Annotated in this window: 17 protein-coding genes; 10 read left to right on the top strand and 7 right to left on the bottom strand. The window is 69.2% G+C overall.

Annotated elements, in window-relative coordinates; all coding sequences use genetic code 11:
* Positions 1-299 precede the first annotated feature (299 nt).
* Both LN251_RS36775 and LN251_RS36770 read left to right on the top strand, forming a co-directional pair.
* The gene (locus LN251_RS36775) at positions 300-2,816 is read left to right on the top strand and encodes a type II toxin-antitoxin system prevent-host-death family antitoxin (protein WP_458248503.1); all 2,517 of its coding nucleotides are present in this window, start codon (positions 300-302) and stop codon (positions 2,814-2,816) included.
* A complete protein-coding gene (locus LN251_RS36770) occupies positions 2,816-3,388 on the top strand; it encodes a hypothetical protein (protein WP_458248502.1) in 573 nt (190 codons plus the stop codon). Before LN251_RS36775 ends, LN251_RS36770 begins: the two co-directional genes overlap by 1 nt.
* Here the strand turns inward: LN251_RS36770 and LN251_RS36765 are convergent.
* Together LN251_RS36765 and LN251_RS36760 are read right to left on the bottom strand one after the other, a co-directional pair.
* Positions 3,367-4,038, bottom strand: coding sequence for a hypothetical protein (locus tag LN251_RS36765; protein ID WP_458248501.1), 672 nt, complete (start codon positions 4,036-4,038; stop codon positions 3,367-3,369). The genes LN251_RS36770 and LN251_RS36765 overlap by 22 nt on opposite strands.
* Before the next feature lie 252 nt (positions 4,039-4,290).
* Complete coding sequence (locus LN251_RS36760; protein ID WP_458248500.1) at positions 4,291-5,718, bottom strand: hypothetical protein; 1,428 nt, start codon at positions 5,716-5,718, stop codon at positions 4,291-4,293.
* 333 nt (positions 5,719-6,051) lie between these two features.
* Between LN251_RS36760 and LN251_RS36755 the strand changes: the two genes are divergently transcribed.
* The 5 genes from LN251_RS36755 (at position 6,052) to LN251_RS36735 (ending at position 11,383) form a co-directional block, all read left to right on the top strand.
* A complete protein-coding gene (locus tag LN251_RS36755) occupies positions 6,052-7,002 on the top strand; it encodes an ABC transporter substrate-binding protein (protein ID WP_458248499.1) in 951 nt (316 codons plus the stop codon).
* 2 nt (positions 7,003-7,004) lie between these two features.
* Positions 7,005-7,997 (top strand): amino acid ABC transporter permease, encoded by a 993-nt coding sequence (locus LN251_RS36750; protein ID WP_458248498.1) that lies wholly within the window; start codon positions 7,005-7,007, stop codon positions 7,995-7,997.
* Between the two features lie 8 nt (positions 7,998-8,005).
* Positions 8,006-8,758 carry an amino acid ABC transporter ATP-binding protein gene (locus LN251_RS36745; protein WP_458249499.1) on the top strand — a complete coding sequence of 251 codons (753 nt, stop codon included), beginning with the start codon at positions 8,006-8,008 and terminating at the stop codon, positions 8,756-8,758.
* Positions 8,755-9,975: a M20 family metallopeptidase gene (locus LN251_RS36740; protein WP_458248497.1), complete on the top strand. Its 1,221-nt coding sequence runs from the start codon at positions 8,755-8,757 to the stop codon at positions 9,973-9,975. The genes LN251_RS36745 and LN251_RS36740 overlap by 4 nt, the downstream gene beginning before the upstream one ends.
* A gap of 118 nt (positions 9,976-10,093) precedes the next feature.
* Positions 10,094-11,383, top strand: coding sequence for a cyanophycinase (locus LN251_RS36735; RefSeq protein ID WP_458248496.1), 1,290 nt, complete (start codon positions 10,094-10,096; stop codon positions 11,381-11,383).
* Between the two features lie 95 nt (positions 11,384-11,478).
* On the opposite strand, the gene LN251_RS36730 is transcribed toward LN251_RS36735, so the two are convergent.
* Together LN251_RS36730 and LN251_RS36725 are read right to left on the bottom strand one after the other, a co-directional pair.
* Positions 11,479-12,354, bottom strand: coding sequence for a MurR/RpiR family transcriptional regulator (locus tag LN251_RS36730; protein ID WP_458248495.1), 876 nt, complete (start codon positions 12,352-12,354; stop codon positions 11,479-11,481).
* 238 nt (positions 12,355-12,592) lie between these two features.
* Complete coding sequence (locus LN251_RS36725; RefSeq protein WP_458248494.1) at positions 12,593-13,945, bottom strand: serine hydrolase domain-containing protein; 1,353 nt, start codon at positions 13,943-13,945, stop codon at positions 12,593-12,595.
* A 154-nt stretch (positions 13,946-14,099) separates the two neighbouring features.
* Between LN251_RS36725 and LN251_RS36720 the strand changes: the two genes are divergently transcribed.
* The 3 genes from LN251_RS36720 to LN251_RS36710 all read left to right on the top strand — a co-directional run bounded on the left by LN251_RS36720 (position 14,100) and on the right by LN251_RS36710 (position 16,597).
* Positions 14,100-14,774, top strand: a complete 675-nt coding sequence (locus tag LN251_RS36720; protein ID WP_458248493.1) for a TetR/AcrR family transcriptional regulator — start codon at positions 14,100-14,102, stop codon at positions 14,772-14,774.
* A 165-nt stretch (positions 14,775-14,939) separates the two neighbouring features.
* Positions 14,940-16,070 (top strand): ferrochelatase, encoded by a 1,131-nt coding sequence (locus tag LN251_RS36715; RefSeq protein ID WP_458248492.1) that lies wholly within the window; start codon positions 14,940-14,942, stop codon positions 16,068-16,070.
* Positions 16,067-16,597, top strand: coding sequence for an NUDIX domain-containing protein (locus LN251_RS36710; protein WP_458248491.1), 531 nt, complete (start codon positions 16,067-16,069; stop codon positions 16,595-16,597). Before LN251_RS36715 ends, LN251_RS36710 begins: the two co-directional genes overlap by 4 nt.
* Before the next feature lie 46 nt (positions 16,598-16,643).
* Here LN251_RS36710 and LN251_RS36705 read toward each other — a convergent pair whose 3' ends face one another.
* The 3 genes from LN251_RS36705 to LN251_RS36695 all read right to left on the bottom strand — a co-directional run bounded on the left by LN251_RS36705 (position 16,644) and on the right by LN251_RS36695 (position 18,677).
* Positions 16,644-17,060 carry an anti-sigma factor gene (locus LN251_RS36705; protein WP_458248490.1) on the bottom strand — a complete coding sequence of 139 codons (417 nt, stop codon included), beginning with the start codon at positions 17,058-17,060 and terminating at the stop codon, positions 16,644-16,646.
* 319 nt (positions 17,061-17,379) lie between these two features.
* On the bottom strand, positions 17,380-17,937 hold the full coding sequence (locus tag LN251_RS36700) for a sigma-70 family RNA polymerase sigma factor (RefSeq protein WP_458248489.1): 558 nt from the start codon (positions 17,935-17,937) through the stop codon (positions 17,380-17,382).
* A 47-nt stretch (positions 17,938-17,984) separates the two neighbouring features.
* The gene (locus LN251_RS36695; protein ID WP_458248488.1) at positions 17,985-18,677 is read right to left on the bottom strand and encodes a class F sortase; all 693 of its coding nucleotides are present in this window, start codon (positions 18,675-18,677) and stop codon (positions 17,985-17,987) included.

Here is an 18,677-nt window from a genome sequence, read left to right as displayed (position 1 = left end):
CATCCTTGTCCACCGCAGCCAGGCTCAGGGTGCCGACCCCGGTGAACCTTCCCGGTCAGAGCACTAGCTGCCTCACACTCTTCCTCGCCGGCTACCTCAACCGCACGGGGTCGAGCACCTGGCGCGGGGTGGCTCCGCAGCATCCGGCTCGTCTGGTCGCCGCGAAGACCAACCAAATGAGTGTGTAAGGGATTCAAATCAGTATCAGTTGCTGTATGTAGCTGTGTGAAAGCCGCTATATTGAGGGCTGATTGTGCTGCCTTGAAAGGGTGAGTCGGTTGGCGCATGAGCATGGCGCGATGAATGTGACCGAGGCGCGGAACGCCCTCTACGCGCTGGTGAAGCGAGCCGAGGACGACGGGCGCACGACCCTGATCTACAAGGGGCAGAGGCGTCAGGACCGGGTGGTACTGGCCCCGCTCGACCGGCTGCCCGCGGCACGGAAGACAGAGGGCCTGCCGTCCCACGTCCTCAGCGCGGCGCAGAGGGACTTCGGCGACCTCATCACGCGGGCGGCTCAGGGGCAGCCGCAGGTGCTCCTGCGCAACACGACGCCGGTCGCGGTCCTGCTGCCCGCCGACATCGTCTCCGCCAATCCTTCATCCGATCCGGCCGTGGCGACGGGCACGGTGCCCGCAGGAGGTGCGGTGAACGGTCAAGACTCCTCGGAGCCCGCGAGGGCGCCGCGCAGGCTGGCCACGCTGGGCGACGCCATCGGCGCCGCGCTCACCTCAGGTCCGGTCGGCAGCACCACGTTCGGGTTGCCCGGCCTGGACGCGGCGACCGGTGGCCTGCAGTCGGGCCGGCTGACACTGGTGGCGGCCGCGCCGAACGTCGGGGGAAGTCTGCTCGGGTTGGCCGCCGCACGGCAGACCGCGCTCGCCGACCACCGCAAGGTGCTCTATGCGGCGTCGGGGCCGAACCAGGCCGACATCATGCGCCGCATCATCTCCGCGGAGACCGGCGGCGACTACCCGCGCCTGAAACAGGGCCGCCTAACCGACCACGAGCAAGAGCTCGCCCAGCAGCTCGTGCAGGCGCCGCTGTTGATCGACGACGGCAGTGACCTGACCGCCGAGGCGATCGCGGAGACCGCCCCTTACGTCCAGGACCTGGCCCTGGTGGTCGTCGACCGCCTGCAGGCCGCCCACAATCCCCGCCTTCCGCTGTCCGGTGACCGGCTCCCGGCCGCCTGCCAGATCCTGGCCTCCCTCGCCCGCACCCTGCACGTGCCGGTCCTCGCCATCGTGGACAGCGCCGACCCCGCCCTCCTGAGCCTGATGGACGCCGACGTCACGCTGACCCTCGCCCCCGCCCAGGATCCGTCCCGGGTGCAGGTGACGGTCGCCGAACGGGACTTCGGCACCATCGGCTCCGCCCAACTGCGTCCCGACCTGCTGCACGCCCGCTTCCTGGACGCCGAAGGCGCCCCCGCCGCTCGGCCGGCCGACGACGCGCCCGTCCGGCGTACGGTGGGCACCCCCGCGGAGCGCGACCTGGCCGAGGCGGCCCTGCTCTACACCTCCGGCGCCCGCCATGGGCTGCCGGCTGCTGTCACCCACGTCCTGGCCGCCCTGCGCACCGCGCTCGCCGACCAGGACGCGACCGCCCTCGCTGAACTCGCCCCGTCGCTGGCCCGGATCGCCGCGGCGCCGCGGCAGCTGCCCGACGACGCTGAAGGCCGCCGCCTCGCCGCCGCGCTGAACGCCTACCGCACCGCATCCGCCGACGCCCCCCAGCAGCCCGCCACTACCGAGGCCGCGGGTTCCGTTCCCACCGCGGACAGCGAGCCCGCACCGGACGACGAAGACGACGCCGAGGCGGAGGTGGAACTGCGGCCGGGGGACGAGGAGGACGAGCCGGAAGGCGCGCCCTTCCCCGCGCTGAAGCTCCTCAAGGACGCGGTCGGCCGTTCCAAGATGCACCCGATCAAGGTCATCCGCCTCGAAGAGCGGGAGACCGGGCCGTGGCCGCTGATCAGCGAGCACATGGACGGCGAACCCCGCTGGGTCCACCCCGACGTGACCAGCACCCGCGTGCCCTACCTCCGGGACAACGGCAAACGCGTCCGGCGCGACCAGCTGGAAGTGCCCGCCTCCTTCGGCGACGGCGTGCTGTGCCTCATCGACCGCAACGGCAGCTACCCGTCCGCGTGTTCAGCCGTTCCCCTCGCCCCGAACAAGCTGCTGCACACCGGCCCTCTCGACGCCTTCGACAAGGCCGGTGCCGGGATCTACCTCATCGACGTTCCGGAGTGGTCCCGCACCGACATGCCGCACCCGCTGGGGCGGATCGTCGACCGGCCCGACACACAGGGCCGCGTCTGGGTTACCACCCCGCACATCAGGCAGCTCGCCCGTCTCGTGCGCGAAGGCCACCTCGCCGCGATGCCGGCCATCCACGACTCGTGGACGGGCAAGGCGAACGAGTCGCTGTTCAAACCGTTCTACGAAGCCGCCCGCAAGGCCCGTATGGAGCTTGTCCAGGCCGGCGGCGACCCCTACAAGACGTACAAGACCCGCCTGTCGATCGCGCTGCGCCTGCTGTGGCCCAAGCGGCCCGAGCAGAAGTCCCCGTTCTGGCGGCCCGACTGGCGCATGAGCATGGTCGCCGAAGCCTCCGTCCGCCACTGGACCGTGGCCTTCAAGGCCGTCCAGGAAGGCCACACCCTCATTGCCCTGCGCAACGTCGACGCCGCCGTCTTCTGGACCCCGCCCGGCACACCCCCCGACACCTACCGCATCGGCACCGGCTTCGGCGAGGTCAAGGCCAAGTTCATCCAGCCCGGCGACATGATCCCCGAAGGTGACGACTGATGGCCGGACCCACCGGACACGGCCCCTCCCTCGGCGCCGCCCTCGGTGACCTCCTGCGCGCCCAGGTCACCCCCCGCCACCGCCTGTCCTCCTACAACGCCAAGCACTGGCACGCCCAGCTCTCCCAGCTCACCGCAACCCACCGCGGGCACCAGGCCCTGGAAGACGCCGGCCTCGACGTGACCGCCAAGACCCTCCTCAACTGGCTGTCGGACCCCGAGTACAGCGTCCGCCGCAGCTACCGCGACGTCATCCACACCGCTTACGAGAATGTCGCCGTCGTCCCCGCCGACCCGATCCCCGACCACATCAAAGACGGCCAGTACGAGATCAGCGGCTACGTCACCACCGGCACCGACCGCCGCCAACGCGGAACCCGCCACGCGGCACCCCTGCGGATCGACGCAACCCGAGGCGACTGGACCGACATCGAGAACCTCTGGCTGGCCGGCGAACTCACCGACGAACAGTTCGAGGACCACTTCACCGACGACATCATCGTGGCCGACATCGGCGAAGGCACCGACGGCTGGACCTTCGACGGCGGCAGCTACTCCGTCGAACTCCGATGATGTCTCAGGGGCCGCCACTGGCACGCCCGCAGTGGTGCACTGATGGCCATGTCTTCGTCGAGTCTCGCTGCCAGGTCCTCGGCGAGAGTCGGAGCATGTCGTGTGGCCCACTGCTCGGTGAGGGAGAGGAAACCTTGCAGGTCTTCTTGCACGGTCTGCAAGATCCCTGGCAGGTCACCCACCCCAATGACGATGGGTTGTCCGGACGTTGTTTCTTGAGTGCCTACGGTGTCCGGCCACAGGTGCACGGCCTCGTCGACATGCTCAAGCCGCGGTGAAGGGTCATGGCCGAGCCATGGGGCCTCTCCGTCCGCGATGTCGAGCCACTCGCGCCAGTCCTCCAGGCCACAACAACATCCCGGCCGGACAGTGACGTTGGTTCGACTGTCGTAGAGGCGCAGACCCCCAGGCGCGATGACCTTGTCAGTCTCCAGCAGGCGGCCAATTGCCTCGCCGGCGTCGACCAACGGGCGGTCGTCGTCACCTGTGAGCGTGTTGTAGTCGACCAGCTGGGCCAGTGCGCTGCCGACTTCGAGCGGGGACATAGTGCCTGACAGAGCCATGAAATGGTACGGAGGCAGGTCAGCCACCGGCCAGAGAGAGAAGTCGGCGGCATCTGGGGTCTCCAGGACGGTATTCACGATCAGCACGGCGTCATTCTCACCTTGTGCGGTCCGGGCCGCCGAGCAGTTTTCTGTGGTGCGCCGTCACGGTGCGCAACCAGCCCGGCACGACGGCCGCGGGTGTGGTCGACGCCAGTCGGCCTCGCCAACCACCCCCGCAGTGGGATCGGTGACTCCCGCCCGGCCATAGAGCCTGCGCCAAGTCAAGATCCGCTTGACTGCCAACTGGTGCCCTTCGGGAGTTCGCCAGCCCTGAGCATCATGCCTACTCCCGGTGGGTCAGCTTTTCGTCAGGGTGCAGGTGTAAGGGGAGGAGCCGGATCCGCTGAACGCTTCCGCGTCGATGTAGTAGGTGTCCGTACCGGAGGCGGTGCGGGTGAAGGCGAGGGATTCGTCTGTGCCTGGGCCGTCGTTGACCGAGCGCTCCAGGGTGCTGCCGGTCGAGTCGAGCCAGTACAGGTCCACGTCGTAGGCGCTGGGGACGGCGCACGTCAGCGACGCGGTCTGCCCGGAGGCCAGGGTGACCTTGAAGTAGTCGCGGTCGCTGGTGGATTTCATGTCGCCGGTGATGGTTCCGGGTGAGGGCAGGGCGGTGGCGTCGTCGGCGGTGTCGCGGGTGTCGTTGGGTTCGCTCTCGGCGAGGGATCCGCCGCCGCTCTGGCCGCAGTTCGTGACGGGGGTGCCGTCGTAGAGGTTGGCGTCGGGTACGCCTGCGGTGACGCTGCGCAGGTAGTAGCCGCATGTGGGGCGGTTCTTGAAGTCGAAGGTCGTGCCCGGCGTGAGGTGCCAGATCTTGTAGTTGGAGTAGGTCAACGGCTTGCGGTCGGCGGCCTGTTCGGGTTGGTGGTCGCCCAGGACGACGTACGCGTCCTTGCCGTACTCGGTGCCCAGGCCGTTGCGGTCGATGAACAGGGAGCCGCCGCCTTCCTCGACGCCCACGCCCCAGGCGGCGCCACCGGTGGTCAGACCGTCCTTGATCGCCCGTGCGACGAACGTCATGGTGCGGCCCATCCGGTCGCGGGTGACGAAGTGGGAGTCGTTGATGACGTTCGCGTAGTTGGGCCACTGGAACATGCCGGTGGTGAAGCTGATGGTCCGGTCGTAGGGGTTGGCGAGTGCTTCGGTGCTGGTGACGCTGCCGTTGCAGGCGTCGTAGACGATGGGGCTGTTGATGTGGTGGCCGGCGCTGCCGCCTCCGGAGCCTCCTCCCTTGGCCACGACGGATTCCACGGATGCCTCCAGTGGGGTGCCCTTCCAGGCGGCGTACCGGCACTGGTCGCCGCCGGCGAAGTACACGAATTCGGCGTTGCGGACGTCGGTGTTGACTTGGCTGTTCGTTGCGTCGGTGGCGGCGGTGAGGGTCCAGGTCGTGCAGGAGTTGACGCCCGCGAGGGTCATGACGGTGTCGCATTCGGGCGTCTTGCTGCCGGAGGTGGGCGCCGAGCCGGCGAGGACCACCACGTCCAGGCTGCCGGTGCCGCCGCGTATGTCGTCGATGGCGCGGCTCATCGAGGCCGGTATCACGGCTCCGGCTCCGTTCATCGTGAAGGCGGGCCCGTTCCAGGAGGCTCGGCTGACGTCGGAGGCGCTGCCGAGTCTGATCCGGTTGGCGGCGGCTTGGGCGGGCTGCTGGTGGGCCAGGGGAAGGGTCAGGGCGCACAGGGCGACGGCGGCGTAGGCGGCCTTGCGGGCATGACGGTACGTCACAAACGCTCCAGGGGTCGGGAGACGGGGTGCCTGTCCGGGCGGGCGAGGGACGGCCGCCGGGCCAGGACGCGAGGCGGTTCGGACGTCGTAGCGGAAGATACAAGTCAATCGATTCGGCCGGAAGATGTATGACGATCCTCGTTCGTGCGCTGCCTCTGGAGTGATCGTTACCTGTAGAAAGCGGTCGCTGGCCGGGTCGTGTATCAGGCCGGAGGTGGCGTTACGTGAAAGTAACGCGCGATACATCTAGCCATTGATTCGTTCTTTCTGTAACTTCCCTGCTGTGCCGGCGGCAGGGGTTCGTCGGCAGAGATCCCGAGAGGTTCCACCACGATGAACGCTCGTCTCGCTCGGCGCATGGCGGCCGCCGCCACCACAGCCCTGGCTCTCACCGCGCTCTCCGCCTGCCAAGACGGTGGCGACGACACCACGCCCGCAGCGAACGGGAGGGTCGCGGTCGCCGGTGTGGAGATCACCAAGGACCAGGCCCTGCACGACAAGCTCCCGGACCAGATCAAGAAGGCCGGCAAGGTGCGGGTGGCCACCGACGTTCCCTATCCGCCCTTCGAGATGTTCGTGAAGGAAGGTGAGAGCCAACTGACCGGCCTGGACTACGACCTGGGCCAGGCACTGGGCGGCAAGCTCGGCGTGACCTTCGCCTTCACACCGCAGAAGTTCGACGGGATCGTCCCGGCCATCCAGGCCGGCAAGTTCGACGCCGCGATGTCGGCGATCACCGACAACAAGCAGCGCCAGCAGGTCGTCGACTTCGTCGACTACTCCCAGTCCGGCTCGGGCATCCTCGTCGCTGACGGCAACCCCGGCAAGATCGGCAACCTCGACGCCCTGTGCGGGCAGAAGGTCGCCGTGCAGGCCGCCACCAACCAGCTCGACCTGCTCAAGAAGCACCAGGCCGACTGCTCCGCCGCGGGCAAGGGGAAGATCGACATCCAGACCTACCCCAAGGACTCCGACGCCCAGCTCGCCCTGCGTTCGGGCAAGGTCGTCGCACAGGTCCTGACCAAGCCCGCGGCCGGCTGGGTCGCCAAGACCGCCGACGGCGGCAAGGGCTTCGACCTCGTCGAGGACCCCACCGCGCCCGGTGGCTACAACGCCTCGCCCAACGGCATCGCCGTCAGCAAGCAGCTGCCCGAACTGACCGACGCCATCCAGAAGGCGCTGCAGGCACTGATCGACGACGGCACCGTCAAGAAGATCTACGACAAGTACGGCGTCGCCTCGATCGCCACGAAGGCGGCCACCAAGAACGCGGCGGTGGACTGACGATGATCGACACCAAGGACGCGCTCAAGGCACCGCCCGCCGGGCACAGCGGCGATCAGGAGCCCGAAATCGTCCCGGTCCGCAACTACGGGCGCTGGATCGCCGCGGTGATCAGCGTGACGGCACTGGCCGGGCTCATCGGCTCGCTCGCCAAGAACCACAACCTGCACTGGGACATCGTCGGCGACTACCTCTTCGCCAACCTCGTCTTCGACGGCCTGGGCACCACCCTGTGGCTGACCGCCGCCGCCATGACGCTCGGCCTGGGACTGGGCACCCTGATCGCCGTCATGCGGCTGTCCACCAGCCCTGTCCTCTACGGCATCGCCACGGCCTTCGTCTGGGTTTTCCGCGGCACCCCTCTCCTCGTGCAGATCATCTTCTGGGGATACGCCGCGGCCCTCTACAAGTACGTGAAGATCGGCATCCCCTTCACCGACATCACGTTCTTCCAGACCGAGACCAACGCCCTGCTCACCCCGGCCATAGCCGCCCTGCTCGCCCTGGGACTGAACGAGGCCGCCTACGCCTCCGAGATCGTCCGCGCCGGCATCCAGTCCGTCGACCCCGGCCAGACCGAGGCCGCGCACTCGCTCGGCATGCGCCCCGCCCTGACCATGCGCAGGATCGTCCTGCCCCAGGCGATGCGGGTCATCATCCCCCCGATGGGCAACGAGACCATCAACATGCTGAAGATGACCGCGCTCGTCTCGGTCATCTCCGCCCACGACCTGATGTCCAACATCCAGGACGTGTACGCCCAGAACTACCAGGTCATCCCCATGCTCGTCGTGGCAAGCCTGTGGTACCTGGCGCTGGTCAGCGTGCTCAGCGTCCCCCAGGCCTGGCTGGAACGCCGCTACGGCCGCGGCACCAGCCGCGACGGGCACGCATCGCCGCTGCGGCGGATGCTCGGCGGCGCCGTGGGCCTGCTCGGAAACGGCTTGCTCGGAAACGGCCTGATCGGAAAGAAGAACAAGGAGGACGGCCGATGACCGCGGCCATGGTCCGGGCCGAGGGAGTGCGCAAGCACTTCGGCAGGCTCGAAGTGCTCAAGGGCATCGACCTCACCGTCGAGCGTGGGCAGGTGTGCTGTCTGCTCGGGCCCTCCGGTTCCGGGAAGTCCACGTTCCTGCGCTGCATCAACCACCTGGAGAAGGTCGACGGTGGCCGGCTCACCGTCGACGGCGACCTGGTCGGCTACCGCCAGCACGGCAACAAGCTGCACGAGCTGCGGGAGCGGGAGGTCGCCCAGCGCCGCCGCGACATCGGGATGGTCTTCCAGCGCTTCAACCTCTTCCCCCACATGACGGCGCTGGAGAACATCACGGAGGCGCCCGTCAAGGTCGGGGCCGTCGCCAAGAGCGAGGCCCGCGACCTCGCCCAGCAGCTCCTCGCGCAGGTCGGCCTGGCGGACCGCGGCCACCACTACCCCGCCCAGCTCTCCGGCGGGCAGCAGCAGCGCGTGGCCATCGCCCGCGCTCTGGCCATGAAGCCCAAGCTCATGCTCTTCGACGAGCCGACCTCCGCGCTCGACCCCGAACTGGTGGGCGACGTCCTGGACGTCATGCGCCGACTGGCCGCCGACGGCATGACGATGGTCGTCGTCACCCACGAGATCGGCTTCGCCCGGGAAGTCGGCGACACGGCCGTCTTCATGGACGAGGGTGTCGTCGTCGAAGCCGGCCACCCGAGCCACGTCCTCGTCGAACCGACACAGGAACGCACCCGCGCCTTCCTGTCCAAGGTCCTGTGAGCACGCCGACGCGCCGGCAGGAACTCGCCGCGGACCTGCTCGACCTGGCTCTGTCCCGCAGCACCCGCTACCTGCAGGACCTCAGCGAACTCGTCGCCATCGACTCGGGCTCCTACGACCCCGACGGCGTCAACCAGGTCGCCGACTGGGTGCAACGCCGCCTGCGGCGGATCGGGTTCACCGTCGAACGCGAGCACTTCCCCGCCGACGGCTCGTACCAGGCCGGCGACGCCCTGGTCGCTCGGAAGAAGGGCACCCTGCCGGCCGGACAGGGCGGCCGCAGGATTCTCCTGGCCGGCCACATGGACACCGTCTTCGACCGCGGAACCGCCCGTGAACGGCCCTTCACGCTGCACGGCTCCCTCGCCCACGGCCCCGGCGTCAGCGACGACAAGGGCGGCCTGCTCGCCGGGCTGACAGCGCTCGAGATCCTCGACGAACACCGGTGGACCGCCTACGACGAACTGGTCCTGATCGCCACTCCCGACGAGGAGATCGGCTCTCCCGCAAGCCGCCCGCTCATCGAACGCACCGCCCGCGGCATGCACTACGCCCTCGGTCTGGAATGCGCACGGGAGAACGGCGATCTCGTCATCGGCCGCAAGGGCGTCGCCGACTTCCGCATCACCGTCACCGGCAAGGCCGCTCACGCGGGCATCGAACCCGAACGCGGCGCGAACGCGGCGCTCGCGGCCGCCCATCTCATCGTCGAGCTGCAAGCCCTCAACGGCCGTTGGGACGACGTCACCGTGAACGTCGGGACCATCAAGGGAGGCAGCCGCGCCAACATCGTGTGCGCCGATGCCGAACTGCGCGTGGAGGTCCGCGCCGCCACCGTCGCCGACGTCCAGCGCGTCGAACGTGCCATCCAAAAGGCCGCCGGCCAACCCGCGGTCCCCGGTACCAGCATCACCGTCGACCAACTCGACCTGTGCCCGCCGATGGAGGTCACCGCCGCCTCCCGCCGCATGCTCGACATGGCCCAACTGGCGGCCGCTGCGGTCGGAGTGAGCCTGGCGGCCGCCACCACCGGGGGAGTGGGCGACGCCAACCTGATCGCAGGAACCGGCGTGCCGACCCTGGACGGGCTGGGCCCCGTCGGCGGAGCCGACCACACCCCCCAGGAATGGCTCGACACCACCAGCGTCCCCCAGCGCATCGCTCTGCTGGCCGCCCTGGTCGCCACGCTCGGCCACACCGCCGACGCCTCCCGCTGACCCGCTTTCCCGAGCACACAAGCCCGATCCGCTCACGTCACCACCTGCCGTGCCCGGCCGGCCCGTCCCGTCGGCACGGCACGCTGCCCCCTGCCCACCTCTCACGACTGGAGAGACCATGCGCGCACCTCGCGGCCTCACCCACCGCGCCGCCTTCGTCGGCAGCATCGTCCTCACCCTCCTGGCCGCCGCCCCCGCCGCACACGCGGGCGGTGCCAGGCCCACCGGCCGCGACGGCTCGCTCGTCCTTGTCGGCGGTGCCCTCAAGGACGACAACACCGAGGTGTACGGCGAGATCATCGACCGTGCCGGTGGCGCCGGCGCCCGCATCGGCGTCATCACCGCCGCGTCCGTTCCCGAGAGCCAGGACCCCGACGCCGCCGACCCCGACCGGTGCAGCAACTCCGCCTGCAACGGCGCCTATTACTCCGCACTGTTCAAGAAGCACGGCGCGGCCGACGCCCAGTGGATCCCCGTCGACCTCGACCACGTGGCCAACGCCGACTCCGACGCCGTCGTCGCCCAGGTCAACTCCATGACCGGCTTCTTCTTCGGCGGCGGCGACCAGTACCGCTACATCCAGACGCTGCTGCGCGGTCCCAGCCAGAAGGACTCCAAGGTCCTGGCCGCCATCCGGGCCAAGCTGGCCCACGGTGCCGTCGTCGCCGGCTCCTCCGCGGGCGCCCAGATCGCCTCCGGCCCCGACATGGTCAGCGGGGGCGAGTCCTACGAAGGGCTGCGCGACGGCAGCGCCCCGGGCTACTTCGACGACCCCACCCGCCTGGGGTACATCCCGAAGGGGGGCTTCGGTTTCCTGCGCTCGGCCCTCATCGACACCCACACCGGGGTCTACGGACGAGAGGGCCGCGCCTACCGCCTGGCCGCCGACACCGGACACGACCGTGTCTTCGCCCTCGACGAGAACACCGCCCTGGTCGTCGACCACCCCGGCAGCACCCATGAACGGCTCACCGTCCTCGGTCCCAACGGCGTCGGCGTCCTCGACCTGCGTCAGGCCCACGCCACCACCTCGCCCGCCGGATGGACCTTGTGCGGCGCCCGCTACTCCTACCTCACCGACCACGACCGCTACGACGCCGGCTCGTGGCGCGTTCGCCCCGCGACCGGCAAACTGCGTCTGCCCCCCTTGGACGCGGCTCCCGTGCCCGCGAACACGGACGTCTTCCACTCCGCCGCCAACCCTGACGGCAGCGCCTACTCCTTCCGCACGACAGCCCGGGCCCTCGCGCAGTCCAGCGCACAGAACACCGCGACCGCCTCCACCTTCGAATCCGGCCCGCGCTTCGACGTCACCTTCACCAAGGCCCACACCTTCGCCGCCTGGAGCGGTAACGGCAGCACCGCCGAGACGCTCGTCGGCCTGCGCATCTCGATCGCACCGCGCTGACACTCCAGAGCACATCACAAGGGGCGTCGTGTTCGTCAAGAACGCGACGCCCCTCGCGCTGCTGAGCCGCACACTCCGGCCGGTGCAACGTCCGGTCAGAGCAGGCCAGTTCGGTGAGCGATGTCCTCGGCGTCCTTCATGCGCTGGTGCGCGTCCGGGCCGAGCAGGTCGAGCACCGCGGAGATCAGCGTCTCGATGAGCGCCACCGTCGGAGTCAGGCTGTCGTACGGCGAACTGGACGCCACCTGGTTGATGAGCACGACGTCGGCGTGCGCGGACGCGGGCGAGAGCCAGGGATCGGTGAAGACCACGACTTTCCCGCCCCGCTCATGGACGAGTTCGGCGATGAGGGTCATCTCCGCCTCGTATCGACGGTAGTCGAAGATGACGACGACGTCCCGGCGGGTCAACTGGGTGAGCACGGAGGTCCGCTCCACGTCCCGGTCCGGGACGAAGGAGACCTGGTCGCGCATTTGCATCAGGTGCAGACCGAGATACTGCGCGAGTAGATGCGTGAAGCGGCCGCCGACAAGATGAACCCGACGCCGGGCGTCGCTCAGCAGCTCGGCCGCCGTCTCGAACTCATGAGGGGACACCTCATGGAAGGTCTGCGACAGGGCCTGCTGGATCAACGCCACACGCCCCTGCAACCGCCCCTCGTCCCCAGCGGCCTCCTCCGCCTCCCCGCCCGGGCCGGTGTCCGCTGACTCGTACAGGGTGATCGGCGAGGCGTTGCGGGCATCCAACTCGGCGCGCAGCGCGGCCTGTAGGTCGGGAAATCCCCGGTAGCCGAGGCGGGAGGCGCAGCGCAGAACGGTGGGGGTCGACACGGCCGCACGCTCCGCGATGGTCGCCACCGTCTCGAAGACCGCGGCGGGGTACCCGGCCAGCAGCACCCGGGCGACCTTGCGCTCGGCGGGGCTGAGGTCACCCAGACGGCTGCGGATTTCGTCGGCCAGCGTGCCGCTCATGACACGGTCCTCCCCAGAATCTTCAGGTCACGGCATCCTGATGCCCCTCGCAGCGGCCCGCCGCACATGAGGCGATACAACGGGACGGATGACGCAACTCAATGTACCGCCCGTTACGGGAGCAGAGGTAATCATCGGCGACCGGTGGGAGGCAGTTCCGGCCCAGTGCTCGAACCTGACTGCTGCGCCGTAGCTGTCATCGGCCTCGCCCGCGATGCTCTCCGGCGGTCGTCAGGTCTCAGTCGGCGGTTGCCGGAGCCCGGTGGAAGAAGCGCCCGGCCAGGTCCGCCCCGATGACGGTGCCACGGGCATCGCGGGTGAGGAAGCCGCGCTGGCCGGCCAGGCCGCCGCCGGTGACCAGGTACTCGTCCCCGTTGCCGGGCAGCAGGCCGAGCTCGGCCGGCGGCATGTCCGCCGGCAGTTCTGTCTCGGACGCTGCGCGGATCTCCGGTTTGATGCGGCATTCGACCGTCATCGCGGCACCGTCGGTGTCGATGGTCAGTGTCATGAATGCGTTCTCGTACTGCCCGGTGATCTCCCGGGCGCGCTCGGGATCGTAGGGGAGCAGTCGGTGTGGGCGCTCGACCACGCCGAGGTAATGCTCAAGGGTCCAGCGGACCAAGGCCTGGTTGAACTCCAGGCCGCTGTCAGGCCCGGCGTTGGACACGGCGACGACGGCGAAATCCCGCTCCGGAACCAGCAGCAGATCGGCGAACTGGCCATTGGCCGATCCGCCGTGCCCGACGGTGCGCACGCCGTCCACATCGCGCAGGAACCAGGCGAGGCCGAGGGCGTCCCCGAGCGTGGAGCCGTGCAGTTCTGCCGTCGGCTCCTGCATCCGCCGCGTCAGGTCATCGTCACCGAGGTGGAATCGGGCCCAGCGAAGCTGGTCGGCCACCGAGGACACCAGGCCGCCGCCCGGGTTGTTGCCGCGGGTGTCCTTCCAGGTGCCGGCGACCTTGAGCGTCCCCTCGCTGAGATTGTGGCCGACGGCGAATCGGCGGGTGATGGCCTGGGCGGCGGTGAAGACGCTGTCGGCCAGGCGGACCGGCTCCAGGACCAGTGAGGCGACGGCGGCCTCGTAGGTCTGGCCGGTGACGTTCTCGATCACCCGGCCGAGCAGGTTGTAGCCGAGCTGGCTGTAGGAGGCACGCCCGCCGACGGGGCCGATCAGAGCCACCTCAGCCATCTTGGCGACCTCACGGGCCAGTGCGTCGTCTCCGTCTCCGCTGTCGAAGACCATCCGGGTGTCCAGGCCGGCGGTGTGGTTGAGCAGGTTCAGGACGGTGATTCGCGCCGCCGACTCCTCGTCGGGGAGCCGAAGTTCGGAAACATAGCGACGTACCGGCGCGTTCAGATCGACCCGGCCTGTCTCGACCAGGCGCATGATCGCGGTCGCCGTATAGGTCTTGGTGACCGAGCCCAGGACGAACAACGTGTTGCGGTCGACGGGCAGAGGGTTGTCGATACTCGTCACGCCATGGCAGGCGAACAGCTCCTGGCCGTCCGCCCATACCGCCACCGCGGCACCTGGAATGTCGAGTTCCATGGCCTTCGCCTCGACGTACTTCGCCAGTGCGTCCCGCGCCATCTCGGTTCCCTCCCGTTCGAAGTCGCGTGACGGCAAGGTGGTCCGCCCGTCGTCGCCGCGACTTGCACTGTGTTCAAGTGGACGCTAACAACAACTTGAACACAGTGCAAGAGGTTATTTGAACGATGTGCAAGTCGACGGCTATCGTGCGTCCATGCCCCGCGACACGCTGACCCGCGAACAGATCGTCACCGCCGCCGTCTCGCTGCTGGACACCGACGGCCTGGAGGGACTGAACATGCGGGCGCTCGGCAAGCGGCTGGGGTCAGCGGCCACTGCGGTCTACTGGCACGTGGGCAGCAAGGACAACCTCGTCGTCCTCGCCGGCGACCAGGTGTGGCACGAGATCACCCTGCCCGACCTGGACCTGCTCGACTGGCGCACCGCCGCCACCGCCATGGCCACCGACCTGTACACGATGCTCACCCGCCACCCGTGGCTGCTCCAGGCATTCGGGTCCTTCCTGATGACCGGCTCGGGCAAAGCCCGCCACGACGACCATCTCCTCGCCATCTACGAGGCCGCCGGATTCACCGGGTCCGCGGCCGACCAGGCTGCCACGACCGTCTTCACCTTTGTGCTCGGCAATGCCCTGGGTCCCGCCGCGACCGCCTCCCTCACCCGCAAACTCGGCCGCGAGGGAAGTGACGGTGAGCAGGTCACCCGCGACACCATGACCGAAGCCCGCCAGATCGCCGCGCAGTTCCCCCGGCTGCGCGCTCGCCTGGACACACAGGGCGCGCACTACGGCGCCGCGCCCGACGACGCCTTCCAGTTCGGCCTCCAAGCCGTCCTCGACGGTCTCGAAGCGCGACTGCACGCGACGTGAGCGGTCGCTTTTCGGAGGGCCTGGGTCGGCGCCGGGCCCGGCCCCCCCCCCCCCGCAACACGTCGGTGTGCCGGGCGTCTGGCGTGTGGACTGCATCTGTACGGAAGGCCACGCCGGTACTCCGGGTGAACTCCTGCCTGCACAGACCAGCCACGAGGAACATCCGTGAATGCCACGCTGTCGACCCGTCCGTACGACGCCCTGCTCCTGCTGTCCTTCGGTGGTCCCGAAGGCCCGGACGACGTGATCCCGTTCCTGGAGAACGTCACCCGCGGCCGGGGCATCCCCAGGGAACGGCTGAAGGAGGTCGGCGAACACTACTTCCTGTTCGGCGGGGTCAGTCCCATCAACGACCAGAACCGTGCGCTGCTGGACGCGCTGCGCAAGGACTTCGCGGACCACGGCCTGGACCTGCCGATCTACTGGGGCAACCGCAACTGGGCCCCGTACCTGACCGACACCCTGCGCGAGATGACCGCCGACGGCCACCGCCGCATCCTGGTCCTGGCCACCAGCGCCTACGCGTCGTACTCGGGCTGCCGCCAGTACCGCGAGAACCTGGCCGACGCCCTGGCCACCCTTGAGGCCGAGGGGCTCGACGAGCTGCCCCGGGTCGACAAGCTGCGCCACTACTTCAACCACGAGGGCTTCGTGCAGCCCATGATCGAGGGCGTCCTCCGCGCGCTGGACGAGCTGCCGCAGGCCGTCCGCGAGGGCTCCCACATCGCGTTCTCGACCCACTCGATCCCCACGGCCTCCGCGGACACCTCCGGACCCGTCGAGGGCCACGGCGAGGGCGGCGCGTACGTGGCGCAGCATTTGGAGGTGGCGTCCCTGATCGCCGATGCCGTCCGCGAGCGCACCGGCGTCGAGCACCCGTGGAAGTTGGTCTACCAGTCGCGTTCCGGGGCCCCGCACATCCCGTGGCTGGAGCCGGACATCTGCGACCACCTTGAGGCCCTGCACGCATCGGGCGCACCGGCCGTCGTCATCGCCCCCATCGGTTTCGTCTCGGACCACATGGAGGTCCTCTACGACCTCGACACCGAGGCCAGGGCCAAGGCCGAGGAACTCGGCCTGCCCATGCGCCGCTCGGCGACGGTGGGCGCGGACCCGCGCTTCGCGGCGGCCGTCCGCGACCTGATCCTGGAGCGCGCGGCCACGGAGCGCGGCGAGCAGCCCACCCTCTGCGCGCTCGGCCGCCTGGGCGCGAGCCACGACCTGTGCCCGGTCGGCTGCTGCCCCGCCCGCGCCCCCAAGCCGGCCGCCGCCGGCGCCGACAGCCCCTACGCGTGACCGAGGCCGACGAACGTCTCGGCGAGGCCGCGGCGAAGCGGCGCGGGGAGCTGGTGGACCGGGTCGATCTTCTCGACCAGGTCATGGCCGTGACCTCCCGCGCCGACGCCGTCCGCCATGGGTGGCTGCACCGCATCGTGGCAGTGGTGTGCCGTGACGGGAGCGGAAGAATCCTCCTGGTGAGACGCTCCCCGCGCCATCCGCGCTTTCCGGGGCGGCTGGAGGCCTTCGTCGCCGGCGCGGTGAAGGCGGGGGAGTCCTACGAGCGGGCGGCTGCTCGCGAGGTGCTCGAGGAACTCGGGGTACGAGTTCCAGCACGGCGTGTGGACAGGTTCCTCAACCTGGACAGCCCCACCCCCCACTGGATGGGGCTCTACGAGTGCCAGATTTCGGCGACTTCCATCGTTCCCAATGCCAGCGAGGTCGTGCAGGTCAGCTGGCATTCGCTCGGAGCGGCCAGAACGCTGTGCGCCGCGGGGGTCCTGACGCCGGAGAGCCGGCCGGTGCTCCGCCGGATCGCCGCCTGACGGCCGAAGGGTGTGGGGCAGCGGGAACGGTGTCCGATGCCGGGTGTCAGCCGGCGTACTGGCCGCGGACGACGCTGTCTCCGGAGTGATCGGGCTTGCCGTTGTAGGGCTGGACGGAGACGTCGACCACGGAGTACTCGCGCAGGTCGATGTTGTTGGGCACGGGCAGGGTGGCCCGGCCTTTGGAGTCCAGGACGCCCATCGACACGAGCTTGGTGTGCGTACGGTCCATCAGCCACACCTCGAAGTAGCCGGACGTCCGCGGCAGGCCCTTGACCGTCACGGTGAGAGTGCGGTGCCCGCTGGCGCCGTTGAGCCGTGCGTACCCGGCCGAGTTCGCCTGCAGAGAATCCAAGCGCCTGCCGTCGGCGACGGACACCGTCGTGCCGTCCCGGGTGACCCACCAGGTGATGGTGCTGCCCGCGGCGGCGCCCAGGAGGGCGGCGCAAGCGGCAAGTGTCACGCTCAGGCGGCTCAGGCGCCGGGACCTTGTCCGGGCCGGCCTCGGCGAGGGGGCCTGGCTGCCGGTCCGGTCCTGCTCGCCGGCGTTCACTCCTGCGCCCTCATGCTGATGAGGGAGGCCCAGCTCGCTTGCGATGGAATCCCAAACGTCGGCTGGAGGGGGGAGCAGCTCACCCTCCTGGGGAGGCTGTCCCTTCATGGTCAGGACGACGTGGCGCAGGGCGTCGAGCTCACGCGCGCAGTGCGCACACGTACGCACGTGCTCTTCGTCCGGAGGGGACGGATTCTCTCCGATCGCCATGAGCGCCAGTGCTTCTTCGTCAGCGTGCTCCACCGTCCACCTCCAATCGCTTCTTCATGCGCATCAGCCCGCGCCGTGTGTTGCTTTTGACGGTCCCCAGCGGAAGTCCGGTGCGCTGGGCGATCTGCGCCTGGGTGAGATCCTCGTAGAACGCCATCTCCAGGACGGTCCGCTGGTGTTGGGGAAGGCGGTCCAGTTCGTCCGCCAGCACCACGAAGTCGACCACGGAATCCGCAGGGGCATCCTGCCGGGACACTTCCGCGGCGCCTGCCACGGTGACCGCTTCGATGTCTCTTTGATGCCGAGAGCGACGGATCAGCGCATCGGCCACTTTTTTGTGGGTGATGCCCATCAGCCAGGTCTTGAGGGAACCACGCTGCGGATCGTAACTCTTGCGACCGCGCCACGCACCGACGAAGACCTGCTGAGTGACGTCCTTCGCTTCCTCGGTATCTCCCAGTCGCTTCGTCGCCACGGTGAAGATCAGCGCACCCCAGCGGCGGTATGCCTCATTGAGGCAGGACTCGTCGCCGTCGGCGAATCCCTGGCCGAGCTCCTCGTCCGAGCGGGTGCTCATGACGGCAACAGTAGCCGCAAGTACCTGGGAGCCGCCCCATCCCGTCGTCACGTCGGCGCCTCCACAGCAGTGACGACAAGGTTGTTCTGATAGCCGCCCTTGTCCGCGAGGTAGGGGCCGGCACAGGTGATCAGGGTCAGGACCGCCGGCCCGTCTCGGCGGAACGCTCCGGATGCTGCCAGGTCCCGTTTGCCGATGGTGCGGCGCGAGCTGACGCGGTACTGCACCTCGCCGCCGTCCTTCTGCCGTACGAGCACCCGGTCACCCGCGCGGACGTCGTTGAGGGCCACCAGCACCCCCAGTCCGCGCCCTTTGGAGTCCACGTGGCCCACGATGACCGTCGAACCTTTCGAGGAGCCGGGTTCCGGCGAGTAGCGGTACCAGCCGACCTGCTTGGGGTTGTCGGGTATCTCGATCTGACCGTCGGCCGCGACACCCACTGCCTTGACGGCCGCCCTCACGTCGAGGCGGGGCAGGACCAGTGACGCCGGTTCGCTCGTCCTCGCCTGCCTCGGTGCTTCGTCACCGCGCGCCATCGCGGCGGACGGCTCCTTAGTCGGGACCCGCGGTGTCTGAGGGGAGGAAACGGGGCCGGCGCCCGACGTCGGACCGAAGTCCCGGGCACCGGCCGACGGGCCCCCGAACCGGGCATCGACGAGCAGCAGCGCGGAGACGATGAGCCCCACCAGGGCTGCGGACAGTCCCGTGAGCAGCAGAAGCCGTGACGAGGGCTTGCGCAT

This window comes from Streptomyces sp. MAI_2237 (assembly GCF_054189285.1).
The sequence above is the reverse complement of the archived record's forward strand: the minus strand, read 5'-3'. Positions and strand labels throughout refer to the sequence as shown.